Source organism: Shewanella sp. SW24, from assembly GCF_025653395.1.
GTDB classification, from domain to species: domain Bacteria; phylum Pseudomonadota; class Gammaproteobacteria; order Enterobacterales; family Shewanellaceae; genus Shewanella; species Shewanella oncorhynchi.
On the sequence record NZ_JAKKSH010000002.1, the window covers coordinates 54,680 to 68,135 of the forward strand.

At 44.5% G+C, this 13,456-nt stretch carries 12 protein-coding genes; 6 read left to right on the top strand and 6 right to left on the bottom strand.

The window, feature by feature from the left end:
* The 5 genes from maiA to phhA form a co-directional block, all read right to left on the bottom strand.
* A complete protein-coding gene (gene maiA / locus L5M17_RS02165; RefSeq protein WP_263144910.1) occupies positions 1-651 on the bottom strand; it encodes a maleylacetoacetate isomerase in 651 nt (216 codons plus the stop codon).
* 87 nt (positions 652-738) lie between these two features.
* Positions 739-1,725, bottom strand: coding sequence for a fumarylacetoacetate hydrolase family protein (locus L5M17_RS02170; RefSeq protein WP_028760574.1), 987 nt, complete (start codon positions 1,723-1,725; stop codon positions 739-741).
* Between the two features lie 384 nt (positions 1,726-2,109).
* On the bottom strand, positions 2,110-3,648 hold the full coding sequence (gene tyrR, locus L5M17_RS02175; protein ID WP_113938940.1) for a transcriptional regulator TyrR: 1,539 nt from the start codon (positions 3,646-3,648) through the stop codon (positions 2,110-2,112).
* Positions 3,649-3,916: 268 nt separating this feature from the next.
* A complete protein-coding gene (locus L5M17_RS02180) occupies positions 3,917-4,255 on the bottom strand; it encodes a 4a-hydroxytetrahydrobiopterin dehydratase (RefSeq protein ID WP_028760576.1) in 339 nt (112 codons plus the stop codon).
* A 131-nt stretch (positions 4,256-4,386) separates the two neighbouring features.
* Positions 4,387-5,187, bottom strand: a complete 801-nt coding sequence (phhA, locus tag L5M17_RS02185) for a phenylalanine 4-monooxygenase (protein ID WP_113938941.1) — start codon at positions 5,185-5,187, stop codon at positions 4,387-4,389.
* 321 nt (positions 5,188-5,508) lie between these two features.
* On the opposite strand from phhA, the gene galU reads away from it, so the two are divergent.
* The 6 genes from galU to L5M17_RS02215 all read left to right on the top strand — a co-directional run bounded on the left by galU (position 5,509) and on the right by L5M17_RS02215 (position 12,624).
* Positions 5,509-6,417: a UTP--glucose-1-phosphate uridylyltransferase GalU gene (galU, locus tag L5M17_RS02190; protein ID WP_028760578.1), complete on the top strand. Its 909-nt coding sequence runs from the start codon at positions 5,509-5,511 to the stop codon at positions 6,415-6,417.
* Positions 6,417-7,430 (top strand): UDP-glucose 4-epimerase GalE, encoded by a 1,014-nt coding sequence (gene galE / locus L5M17_RS02195; RefSeq protein WP_028760579.1) that lies wholly within the window; start codon positions 6,417-6,419, stop codon positions 7,428-7,430. Before galU ends, galE begins: the two co-directional genes overlap by 1 nt.
* Before the next feature lie 91 nt (positions 7,431-7,521).
* Positions 7,522-8,004: a ferredoxin-type protein NapF gene (gene napF / locus L5M17_RS02200; RefSeq protein ID WP_168823154.1), complete on the top strand. Its 483-nt coding sequence runs from the start codon at positions 7,522-7,524 to the stop codon at positions 8,002-8,004.
* Between the two features lie 111 nt (positions 8,005-8,115).
* Positions 8,116-8,565 (top strand): polymer-forming cytoskeletal protein, encoded by a 450-nt coding sequence (locus L5M17_RS02205; RefSeq protein ID WP_113938943.1) that lies wholly within the window; start codon positions 8,116-8,118, stop codon positions 8,563-8,565.
* A 318-nt stretch (positions 8,566-8,883) separates the two neighbouring features.
* On the top strand, positions 8,884-9,858 hold the full coding sequence (locus tag L5M17_RS02210; protein ID WP_113938944.1) for a LysR family transcriptional regulator: 975 nt from the start codon (positions 8,884-8,886) through the stop codon (positions 9,856-9,858).
* A gap of 468 nt (positions 9,859-10,326) precedes the next feature.
* Positions 10,327-12,624: an OmcA/MtrC family decaheme c-type cytochrome gene (locus L5M17_RS02215; protein WP_212600042.1), complete on the top strand. Its 2,298-nt coding sequence runs from the start codon at positions 10,327-10,329 to the stop codon at positions 12,622-12,624.
* Between the two features lie 107 nt (positions 12,625-12,731).
* Here L5M17_RS02215 and L5M17_RS02220 read toward each other — a convergent pair whose 3' ends face one another.
* Positions 12,732-13,415, bottom strand: a complete 684-nt coding sequence (locus L5M17_RS02220; RefSeq protein ID WP_212600041.1) for a DUF2982 domain-containing protein — start codon at positions 13,413-13,415, stop codon at positions 12,732-12,734.
* Between the last annotated feature and the right edge of the window lie 41 nt (positions 13,416-13,456).

Sequence of the window (13,456 nt, forward strand, 5' to 3'; positions counted from 1 at the left end):
TTACATCGCATCCGCTTGGCGCTCTGGCGCAGCATTGGCAAAGGCTTCTAGCTGATTACACTCGGCCCACACGCGCATGATATTGGGATAAGGCGTTAAATCCACATTAAAACGCTGGGCGTTATACACCTGCGGTACTAAACACAAATCAGCTAATGTCACTGCATTTCCAAAGCAATAACGACCGCTATGCCGTGTTAACAAGGTTTCTAAGGCCGTAAAACCACTTGCGACCCAATGGTGATACCAAGTATTTTTGGCGGTGTCATCAGCACCTAAGGTTTGCGTTAAATATTGCAATACCCGCAAGTTGTTTAATGGATGGATCTCACAGGCGACCGTAAGTGCCATAGCGCGCACGTGGGCACGTTCAAGAGCCGATGCAGGCAGTAATGGCGACTGTGGATGTATCTCATCAAGATATTCGATAATCGCTAAAGATTGCGACAAGGCATCCACATCCAGCTCATCATCCACCACTAAGGTTGGCACTAACTCTAAAGGATTAAGCGCAATGTAGGCCGCTTTATGTTGCTCGCCGCCATCACGTACGAGATGCACTGAAAACTGTTCGGCTGAAATCCCCTTGAGATTAAGGGCAATACGAACCCGATAGGCTGCACTGGAACGCCAATAACCGTAAAGTTTCATATTTTCATGTCCTTATAAAAGTCAGTATAAAAACGGGGCAATTAAGCCCCGTTAGTTTGAGTCGGTGTCGCCCTTTAAGGGAAAGCCTTAGGCTTTGTATTCAACCACTTTTTGATCGATAGAACCAAAAATGGTTACATCATTATCATCGAGCATTTCGATGCGCACTGTGTCACCAAAACGCATAAATGGCGTAGTGGCTTTGCCTTCGGCAATCACTTCTAACATACGTTTTTCCGCTAAACAGCTCGAACCTGCACTACGGTCATAGTTAGAAATAGTACCAGAGCCTATAATCGCGCCTGCGCCCAATGGACGGGTTTTTGCAACATGCGAAACTAACTGACTGAAATTAAAGGTCATATCAACGCCTGCATTCGGACGACCAAATAATTCACCATTTAAATAGGTGATCAGCGGTAAATGCACTTTCGAATCTTCCCAACGGACACCCAATTCATCCGGTGTCACAGCCACAGGCGAAAAACTGCTCGATGGTTTAGATTGGAAAAAACCAAAGCCTTTCGCCAACTCACCAGGGATCAAGTTACGCAATGACACATCGTTAACTAGCATCAACAATTTAATGTGCTTAGCTGCATTGTCAGTGCTCACGCCCATAGGCACATCATCGGTAATAACCGCAATTTCAGATTCGAAATCGATCCCCCAGTCTTCACTCGCCAGTGGAATATCGGCTTTAGGGGCAATAAAGCTGTCTGAGCCACCTTGATAAAACAACGGATCTGTCCAGAAGGTTTCTGGCATTTCAGCACCACGGGCTTTACGGACTAACTCAACGTGATTCACATAAGCGCTACCATCGGCCCATTGGTAAGCACGCGGTAATGGCGACAAGCACTTAGCTTCGTCGAACGCTTGCGCGTTATCTAACATGCCTTCATTTAACGCATCGTACAATTCTTGCAATTGCGGTCTCAGTAAATCCCAACCATCGAGTAATTGCTGCATAGTGTGGGCAATGGCAGGAACGGCAACCGTTTTAGTGAGATCGCGGCTGACTAACATCAACTGACCATCACGACGACCATTGTTATAACTTGCAAGTTTCATATTGGCTCCAGTGCTCTTCGGCTAGGTGTACAATTTTATTGTGCTGGAAAACGCGTGACGTCACCCAGCTTATATTCGGCGATTTAAATCGGACTTTTTGACTCATTAAGGGCATACACGTTACGCAGTCCGCGCCAACGAGGCATGCTCTGTTACTTGCTTTAACGTATTTGTTGCGCGTAGAAATACCCGATGCAGCTCAAGATTCCTATAGCGTGACCAAAATCACATTTAGGTCAATTATTTCACATTTTGTAAACTAATCATTACGTTTATAACCTAGTTACCGCTTATCAATATCTCGGTAAGCAATATGCCTGAAAAGTCGGCAACTAAGTGGAACGATACTGTTACATTGACTGTGTCAACCCAACGAGACTCTGACTAACGGCGCTTGGCTATCTTGTATTCACGCAGTTTATTAGCAATAGCTGTGTGTGATACACCTAGCTTTTTCGCCAACTGGCGAGTGCTCGGATAGGCCGGATATAATCGACGCAACAGACTCGCTTCAAACTGCTTCATTGCATCGTCCAGATTGCCCTCAAACTCATTATCAAAGTAACCAAAACCTTCGGCGTATGACGGCAATTTCAGCTGTTCTACCGTCAACTCGGCCGAGCCATCCCACATAGACACGGCTCTAAATACCGCGTTCTTTAATTGGCGTACGTTACCTGGCCAAGCGTAGGTGAGCAAATGATCGCGGCACTGGGCCGAAATCCGTCGCACTGGGCTAGACAACTGTTGACTGTAATGTTCGAGGAACATTTCCGTCAGTGGAATGATATCGACTTTACGCTCGCGTAAAGACGGGATGTGATAACTCAACACATGGATGCGATAGTACAAATCTTCCCTAAACTCACCGGTTTGGCATAGTTCAGCTAAATTTTTCTGGGTCGAGCAGATAATTCGCACATCAGCACGCACTTCTTCATCGCCCCCTATGCGTCTAAAAGTGCCATCTTGCAATAGCCGTAGCAGCTTAACTTGAGCCGCCCTAGACATTTCCGCCACTTCATCGAGAAATACTGTGCCCCCCTTAGCTTCTTCAAAAAAGCCTCGTTTGACGACTTTACCCTGACTGACGTAACCGAATAATTCCTCTTCGGCAGCGCTGTCGGGTAGAGCGGCGCAGTTGATGGCGATAAAAGGTTTTTCACGGCGCATCCCCGCATCATGGCTAGCTCTGGCCATTAATTCTTTGCCAGTACCCGTTTCACCCGTGATCAACAAAGGTGCATCGAGCTGGGCCATACGCCGCGCTTGCTTAAGCACTTCCTTCATCTTGTCACTGCTGGCTAATACATTTTCAAAGCCAGTGGTTTGGTTCTGCAGCGCGTTAAACTGTTTTCCAACGCGCGCAGGGGATTTCAGCGACACCACAGCACCAACCAAGATGGTTTTTTCATCCTCATCGGGTAGGTAAATCGGCAGCATTTCCGCTAAATATTCGTTTGGACCGATTTGAACTCGCGCCGCTTGTGGCAATACTTGTGCTTCACTCAACCAACGGCTGAAGTTAAAACCTTGCACCCAATGATTAAGCGACTCTTCGAGCACTTCGTGCTCACCCATGCCAATATTGAGCAAGGCGGACTCATTAACGATACGGATACGAGCCTTGGCATCGATAGAAAAAACGGAGTCCGGTAAGGTTTTGAGCAGGGTTTTAAGGGCGTAATGTTCTTGCTCTGAGGGCATAAATGACACCGTACGCACATCGTGCACGCTTTCCACTTTGCGGATCTGCGGCATCAAGGCACTCAAGGTTTCAAAACTGATTTCGGCAAATTGTAAGTACAGGAATCCTTGGTTACTGGCATCAATAGCAATTAAATTAATACCATAACGCTCTAACACGACTAAGATATCTTTGGCTAAACCAACACGATCCTGACAGCTGACTTCCAAGCGCATAATGACTGATATTCCCTTTTTTGATTTGAATTTTGGGGATAAACCGTGCAGAGCTATTTTTCGCCTTAGGCTTTACAACAAAAATAACGCTTGCTAGGCAAATCGTTACCTTTGACGAAAACGTCAGCGATGAGGGGAAATAGCAGAGCCCGTATACGTTAGAAGGTTAAACTGAAAGTGGCAAGCCTAGTTTACAGTTGAATTGTAACAGGAAGAAAAAATCAGCATCATAAAACACATTAAGATGCTGATTAAATTGATTAAATAATTAACCTAGTAACTGGTCTGTCTTGGCGGCCATGATGAAGTCATTCTTATGTAGCCCCTTAATGGAGTGCGACCACCAAGTGACAGTCACTTTGCCCCATTCAGTGAAAATGCCTGGATGGTGGAATTCTTCTTCCGCTAAATCCGCCAGCTTATTCGTGAATACCATCGCCAGTTTAAAGTTTTTAAACTTGTAGACGCGCTCAAGCTGCATTACGCCGTCACGCACTTGCACGCCCCAGTCAGGGATCATACGAATAAGTTCTGCCAATTCTTCATCGGTCACTTTTGGTGCATCGGCTTGGCACGCTTCACATTTCATATTCGATAACGCAGTCATACATACTCCTGTTGGCAACATTGATAGAGATATTCAGTTGCACTTTACTCATTACTTATTAATTACTTAAATCACATGACTAAATTAGATGGCGACTCAAATAACACATCAAACCATCCATCGAATCGAGACTAGCTCGCCTTGGCTTTGGGAGGATATTTAGGAGCAAATAAACCTAACTGACGTGCCTTAGTGACATAACTCATGATGTCCATTTTGGCAATTTCATCAAGCATATCAATGTGCTCAATCACATAATAAATCGGCTGCATAATGTCGATGCGATATGGGGTTCGCAGCACATTCAATAAATCAAAAGGCTGACGTTCTGGCACGTCACTTTCCATTGCATATAAAGTTTCACCAGGTGAGCTTAAAATACCGCCACCATAGATACACAAGGGGCCATCTTTAGGCTGTAGCAAGCCAAACTCAACCGTAAACCAGTATAAACGCGCTAAAAACACCCTTTCTTCTTTGCTGGCATTTAAACCTAATTGGCCATACATATGTGAAAAATTGGCAAATGAAGGGTTGGTGAGCAAAGGGCAATGACCAAAGATTTCATGAAAAATATCAGGTTCTTGCAGGTAATCAAACTCTTCCTTACGGCGAATGAATGTCGCCACAGGAAACTCTTTATTGGCCAGCAGTTCAAAGAAACGGCCGAAGGAAATAAGCGCAGGTACGGCTGCCGTTTTCCAGCCGGTGGTCGCTTGCAATACAGTATCAATTTCAGTAAGTTGCGGAATACGATTCTTTGGCATAGCCAAGGCATCTAGCCCTTGCAAATACTCCTTACAGGCACGGCCAGGCAGGTTTATCGCTTGACGGGCATAAAGCTGGCTCCAAATCTCATGTTCTTCTTGCGGGTAGTTGATAAACCCTGTGTCATCAGCTCTGTGAGCGATGTACTCTGTTCCTTTCGTCATAGTCTTCACTTAGTGGCTAGCGCTCATGGAACCATAGTGATCTAAGCCTTTAAATTTGTTAACTCCCTCACACTTTATTCTTGCACCACTACTGTGACGTAAACGTAAAGCAAATATTACAAGGGTATTAAAAACGCCATGCAAGTGCACATCACCGATGCTGGATTAGATGCTCTGTGCTACCTTTGCTAAAACTTACGTCGACTTCGCTGTAAAAATACTTAAATATCTTAAGTTTTCAGCGTTTCTAAATAGCTTTTCTGTGCAGGTCATTTACAATATTGGCCATTAACCGCATCTCCTTGACCTAAAAGGTTCGCAATGAAACAACATCAAATTCGTAAAGCCGTTATTCCTGTCGCAGGCCTAGGCACTCGTATGCTTCCAGCGACCAAAGCAATTCCAAAGGAAATGTTACCTGTTGTCGATAAGCCATTGATTCAATACGTAGTCAGTGAAGCTATCGCGGCTGGGATCAAAGAAATTGTACTCGTGACCCACGCCAGTAAAAACTCTATCGAAAACCATTTCGATACCAGTTTCGAATTAGAAGCCCAATTAGAACGCCGCGTTAAACGTCAGTTACTTGAAGCCGTACAATCCATTTGTCCTAAAGATGTAACAGTGATCAGCGTGCGCCAATCTCAAGCTAAAGGCTTAGGTCATGCGATTTTGTGTGCTAAATCTGTCGTCGGCGATGCACCATTTGCCGTATTGCTACCGGATGTGATCATAGATGAAGCCAGCTGTGACCTTCGTAGCGATAACTTAGCCGCTATGGTTGCCCTGTTTGATGAAACCCAAGTCGGTCAAATCATGGTGGAAGGCGTGCCACATAACGTCGTCAACCAATACGGTATTGCCGATGTGAATGGTCATGATTTACAACCGGGTGAATCTGAGCCATTAGTCGAACTGGTTGAGAAGCCAGCCGTGGATGAAGCGCCGTCTAACTTAGCCGTTGTAGGCCGTTATGTGTTACCTGCCAGCATTTGGCCACTACTGGCTAAAACCCCTGCGGGCGCAGGCGATGAAATTCAATTAACGGATGCGATTGCGATGTTAATGAAGCAAGAAACCGTAAATGCTTACTACATGGAAGGTAAGAGCCACGACTGTGGTAACAAGCAAGGTTATATGCGTGCTAACGTTGAATATGCCCTGCGCCACAGCGAAATCGGTGAAGATTTTGCGCACTATTTAAAAACCGTTGTAAAAGGAATTAAGTAATGACGATTTTAGTGACCGGTGGTGCTGGCTATATTGGCACCCACACAGTAGTAGAACTGCTCAATGCTGGTAATGATGTGATTGTATTGGACAACTTGTCTAATTCAAGCATAGAAGCCTTAAACCGAGTCGAGCGGATCACTGGTAAATCGGTTACTTTCTATCAAGGCGATATTCTCAATAAAGCGTTATTGCAGAAAGTGTTTAACGATCATGCTATTGATTCAGTTATCCACTTTGCAGGATTAAAAGCGGTGGGAGAATCCGTCGCAAAACCCCTTAAGTATTATGAGAATAATGTTACGGGTACGCTTATCCTTTGCCAAGTCATGGCAGAGTTTAAGGTAAAAAATCTCGTATTCAGCTCATCGGCAACTGTGTATGGAGATCCCGCAAGTTTACCGATCACCGAAGACTTTCCCACAGGGGCAACAAACCCTTATGGTCAGTCTAAGTTGATGGTTGAACATATACTGGCAGATGTACACAATGCCGATCCTAGCTGGAATATCGCCCGTCTGCGCTATTTTAATCCAGTTGGCGCCCATGCCAGTGGCTTAATCGGCGAAGATCCTAACGATATCCCTAACAACTTGATGCCCTTTATTGCGCAGGTTGCCGTGGGTAAACGCACCGCCTTAAGCGTGTTTGGTAATGATTATCCAACTCACGACGGTACCGGCGTGCGTGACTATATCCATGTCGTGGATTTAGCCAATGGTCATTTAAAAGCGCTTGCAAAATTGGCCACTAAACCTGGTCTAGTGACCTATAACTTAGGCACAGGCCAAGGATATAGTGTATTAGACATGGTTAAGGCCTTTGAAAAAGCCTGTGGTAACACTATTGCCTACCAAATTGCGCCACGTCGCCCAGGGGATATTGCCGCCTGCTACGCCGATCCAACCCACGCAAGGGAAGATCTTGGCTGGCAAGCGACTCATACCCTAGAAGATATGGCCAACAGTAGCTGGCATTGGCAATCAACCAATCCGAATGGTTATAACGGCTAATAACTTGAATGGCTTGTGGAAATCTCCCAAGCCATTTTTCTTTACCCTCTAAATACCATCGCTTTACAGCATTAACCACCCGAGGAGCAACATGACTCAAAGTATTAATCACAGCCGTCGCAGCCTCTTTCGCCGGCGTAAAGATAATGCGATAAGGCCGCCTTGGGTACGTGATGATATCGAGTTTACCGATGTGTGTACTCGTTGTTCCGCCTGTCTTGAGGTTTGTGAAACTCACATTATCATCAAAGGTGATGGCGGATTTCCTGAAGTCTCCTTTAAGGACAATGAGTGCACATTTTGTACTCTGTGTGCTAAAGCTTGCCCTGAAAATATTTTCGATTTGACTCAAGCACCTTGGCAATACCAAGCCCATATTCAAGAAAGCTGCTTAACCTTTCAAGGGATCTGGTGCCAAAGTTGTAAGGATGCCTGCGAACCAAGAGCCATCAGTTTTGTGCTCAGTATTGGTCAGGCTCCGAGCCCTAAAATAGACCTTGATCTTTGTACTGGATGCGGTGCCTGCGTAGCTCCTTGCCCTAGCAAAGCCATTGAGATAAAACGACCAACTTGATAGAACACTGTAATTGCATTAACACATGCAGAGCTGTGCTTCTCATGGATTTTAAGCTAGTATCGCGCCTCTGTTGAACTCAGTTAATCCCTTCTCGAATTAAGTTAATTTATGATGATGTTTGTAAAAAAACTGTTTTTCCCGCCTAAAAAAAGTACCTCTTTTAGCTTTATTGCTCGAGGCACTAAACTCACGGGAAATATCGAATTAACAGGCGACGTGCTTGTTGGCGGTGATATCCAAGGTCAGCTGCTTTCTGAGGCCAATATCACCATAGAACAAGGCGGTATAATTCAAGGTGAAGTAAAGTGCCATGAATTTATCGTCGATGGGCACTTCAAAGGCAGACTTATTTGTGAGCGTTTAGTGATCCAACGTAATGGTGTTGTCGACGGCGAAGTGGCAAGTACCTCAATGCAAATCCTTGAGGGTGGCCAATTTATCGGGATGCGGATTAAAGAAGATGCACCAACCATTTATTCCCATGCAATAGGCCATACCCCAACAGCAGATCCACTCAACTTACCGTCCGTGCAAAACGACGTCATAGAATCTCGTTAATCCAAAATGCATCACTATCGTTTGCTCGCCGCCTTAGGTGAGCAGACTTTGACTCACTCTTTTAGCTCAATCATTCCTTATCGCTCGATGTTAAACATAGCGCCTACTCACCTAACTCCCCCCAACTCTCCTCTTTACAATGGTTAAATAATTGTTATTTTGCCGAGAGGGATCACAGTTAATCCGCATGCTGAATGTTAATCTTAGTAGTTAGTACCCATGATATTTGATCGCGGTGGTTCGGGTAATCGCAAGGACACAGAACTCCCCTAATAGCACCGCAAAAACATTTAAGACTCATACAGGGCAAAATACAAAATGAGCAACTTATTACTAAAACAGATCTGTGAACTCGATGTTTTTACCTTGCTTGTATTTAAAAGTATTTTCGACACTGGACACGCAAATAGCGCGGCCAAAGCGCTAGATGTTTCTGCCCCCAAAATAAGCCGCTGCCTCAATGCATTACGCCTAACCTTTAACGATGAACTATTTTATCGTCGTCAACAGGGGCTTAAACCGACGCCTTTAGCAGAAAGTCTCTATGTTGCTATTTGCCAGTTTACTGAATCGGTTTATCACCTCGAACAATCTGCAATCCAGATACAAAATGCGGCCATCAATACCGACTTACCGCTGCATATCGCTGCTTGTAATGGCCTGCTAAGCTTTTTAGCGCCTCAGTTAAGTACTCCTGAACTTGCCCAAAAGCTAGGACAAATACGCTTACATAAATGGCAGGAAAATAGCGCTGAGTTGATCCACGCAGGTGCGCTTGATTTTGGGATTACGTTTGAAAGTGCTGAAAATAAAGAATTAAGTTACACCAAACTTGGCTCAATCAATGGCATTTATATCGTTGCAGCCAAGCAACATCCGCTTTGGGACGTTGAGACAAATATTACCTTAGAGCAAATTTGTCGCCATCCGTTTCTATTTCAAGAACTCAAGGGCTTTAACAGTAAAATCGATCCCTTAGAATTATTTTGCCAGCGCCAAGGTATCTTACTGCCTACCGTAGAGAAAGTGATAGACAGGGAAGAATGGTATGCCCATCTATTAACCATGAAGAGTGTGGCTTTTTGTTCCAGCATTGATATGCACACAGTTAAACATATGCCCGGATTACATCTCGAGCGCCTTAGCGACACAGAGCTTAATAGACTCCACGAAACTATGATGGCGCCACATTATTATCTGATTGAGAAACCTGCAGTTCATCGGCGTTACAGCCAAAGCCAGTGTGATCTCGTCGTGCGCTCCTTACTTGCCGCACTCGAACCAGCACACTAATACAAAAATAGATTACACACTAAGTTCATCAACCTAGCTTACGTCATGGATGTTAAGTGGGTTTACTGGGCTATGGTTTCTATTTATCCAAGGCACAATTCAATCACTTTAAAATGCCATATCGTCCCCCTATCCTCGCTCTCTTATCCCATTGCTTTTGTGCTCAAAACCTTAAGATAACGACTTAAGATTCAGGCTCTCTTAACATCGTTCATTTTGCTTAACCGAAAATGAATTCATCATTTCGGCCTAAGTTTAAAGATTAAAATCGTGATACACATCATAGGCTAGCGGCTTAATTTCACTATTTAAAATATCAAAATGCAAAGTTTAGAATTACCATTCACGGGTGTTAAATCATCGTTCACATATCAGATACAAATTTGCAAATACCACTTTATAAGTAGATGAATCCTCCTATATTAGAGGCACTGCACACGCAGTCTTATAGATAGAAAAAGGGACGCGATGATGAAAAACTACAATAAATCTCTACTGGCACTGGCTCTCGTCAGTACCTTAAGTCTTACCGCCTGCGGGGACGGAAGCGATGGTCAAGATGGGGCACCTGGCACACCAGGTACACCCGGAACACCAGGTACTCCCGGAACACCAGGTACACCCGGAGCCCCTGCGGGTTCCTTCGCAACGACAGCTCAATCCATTACAGATCTGGCATTCACGTTAAGTCCTGCTGACATTAAAGTAACCAGCAGTGAAGGCTTCAGTGTTAAATTTACTGTTACGGGTAAAAATGCAGGCAAAGTAGTCCCTTTCAAAGGACTGGATAAAATTGCAATTTATTCTTTAACAGCAAATGAAAACACCTCAGGTACTGGCGCACCGATTGAGTGGCAAAATAATGCCACGGCAAATGCCGCTGGCACTTCGTTAACTTGTACTCTAAACGGCCTGAACGGAACTAAAAACGCTTGTACTTTAACCGAAGATACAGCGACGCCAGGCACTTACACAGCAACTTGGACTTATGGTGGCGCAGCGCCAATCATTAATCCAAATGATAATCCAAACGCAGTACACAGAGTCTTTTTACGTGCTTACAACATCGCCGATAGTACAGGTGTCGTCCTATCTGACAAGATTTTGTCTGTACCCGTTGATTTTATCCCTGCAACAGATGAATTAGGTGTATCGGGTAAAGACACAGTATCTAGTGCGGCATGTAAAAACTGTCACGGTGAAGTAGACGGCCATATCGCGAAGATTGAAGCCCACCATAACTACCAAGATGTTAAAAACTGCGTAACTTGTCATAACCCTGATCTCGTTCCAAGTGACGCACAACTGGCCGAAGGTTGGGTATTTGATTTTGCTCCCATGATCCATAGGATCCACGCAGGTCATCACATCAGTGACAGCTTAAGTGGCGAAGCAAAAGAATATTTCGGTGAAGTTGGTTTCCCATCTGATTTGAAAGAATGTAAATCTTGTCATGATGGTGCACCAAGTTATAACACCAATATTTATGCACAAGCTTGTGTGGGTTGTCATATCAATGTGAACTTCACCACTGGCGAAAACCATTCAGAATTTGGTTTAGCCCAAGCTGATGATACTCAATGTAAATCTTGCCATGGCAGCGGTAGCTTAACACCTGAAGCTGTACACAGTGTCGGTAAACGCGCTGAGTATGCAAGCCTATTCAAAGTTGACTTTACCAGTGCTGCAGTAGTGACTTCAGCAGCACCTGGAATGAAAACATTGACATTAAAAGCCAATGTGACCATGAATGGCGCTGCAATTCCTAACGGAACCGATTTAAAAGTGTATAACGCGACAACTAACCCTACTGGTATGTTTGTGGCTAACGGCTTATTACTGGGTAACGTAACCACTGATGGTACTGTTTATGCTTGGAGAGATGTCAAACCAACAGCAATCGCTCTTAAGCTTGAAAATGGTACGCTGGTCGATGGTGTATTAACCTTCGTAAAAGATATTCCCGATGCCCAAGCTGTAGGTACTATCTACGTCAGTTCAGAAGCCAACGTCTGTATCAAAGCAGGTAAAGTGAGTAGCTGTAATGCCACAGGACTTGAATTTGGCCCAACAAATCCAATTGGTAACACTGCTCCTGTTAAATTCTATAGCTTAGATGCTTCTGCAGTAGTTAAAGCTCGAATGACAGATCCTGCTCGAATTACCGTAGAAGAAGCAAAATGTAACGCCTGTCACGGCACCTTAGATTATATCAAGGGCACCAGACACGGAACTTACACTTTTGATCAATGTATGAACTGTCACAACGATACAACAGGTGCATCAGGCCATAAAACAGTGGTTTCTAAAGGTGAAGACGGTAGCAAAGTCATTAATCCAGAAGTCACTTTCAATAACAAAGACCTATTCACCGTCGCCCACCGCTTCCACAGTGGTAACTTTGATGTTATCGCAGGGATCTTCCGCGATGCCAATGGTGAATTAGTCGGTTATCCATCACCAGAAACTGCATGTTCTGCATGTCACAAAGATGATGCAAAACTGTTTGCGACTGACGGTGGTTTAGCCTCTGAGAAACGTTCAATCAAAGTGGGTAGCAACTACATTAGCCCAGTAGCTGAATCATGCCGTAGCTGTCACGCTCACTCTGATGCAGCGGCTGTCGCTCACTTTAGAAGCAACGGTGCTGTGGTTGAAGCTGACGCAATGACAGATCCTAACTTACCAGTAGAATCTTGCGCAACTTGTCATGCTGAAGGTAAAACCTACGGTGTAGATAAGGTACACGCAGAGGTAGCACACTAGTACCTTTGGGTTGCCCCTGCACAACCCAAACTTTAATCTCTGCAACTCATTGGGGACCCTAGGGTCCCCTTTTTTATTGCTGATGATCTTCAATTGAGATTGTAGATTTAACCAGCTGAGCGGCTACATTGTGCAATACGTTGTCTAAGTAACTTAATAAAGTCCTTAGGTTCCCTATCTAAACTGTCATGGGGAATATACAAGTGATACCCTAAACGCGTATCTAACATCACGCAGCGATGCCCAAACATAGCCAATACGCCACGATAACGATCCCCTTCTATCACTAAAGGGCCAAACTCAGCGCCGAGATAAGTTTCTAAAGTCGCTAAGTCTGCATCTTGAGAGGCAGCTGTCACCAGCAAAGGTCGCTGTTCAGTTAATAATCCTGTTGCTAGACGCAGGGAAATATTATCGAGAATGGGATTTAAATGTTTCAGTTTAATGCCTAAATAAGATAACTCTATAGTATCTAAACCATTAGTCACCCGCGGAATATCGACCCGCTGAATATTATCCCAATCGATAGCCACTTTGCCGCGGCGATGAAAATAGGTCAGCCCCTTGTCATCTAGTGCTAGAGTCGTTTCCGGCTCATACACCTTGGCTAAACCGAGAATGAGTGAAATAGCGCCCAAACTAAAAAACATCAAACCGACAGCAAACAAGGCCGGCCACGTCAGAAACAGTCCCAAACCCAGCACCAGACTTAAGCCTCCCAGCCAAGTTAAGGTTAACCCATTTCGTTTCGATAAAGGACGCACAGATACTATTTCTGACTCAATTGTCATTGTTCATCTTCCTGTTAAAACTCACTATCTTTAGACTGAAC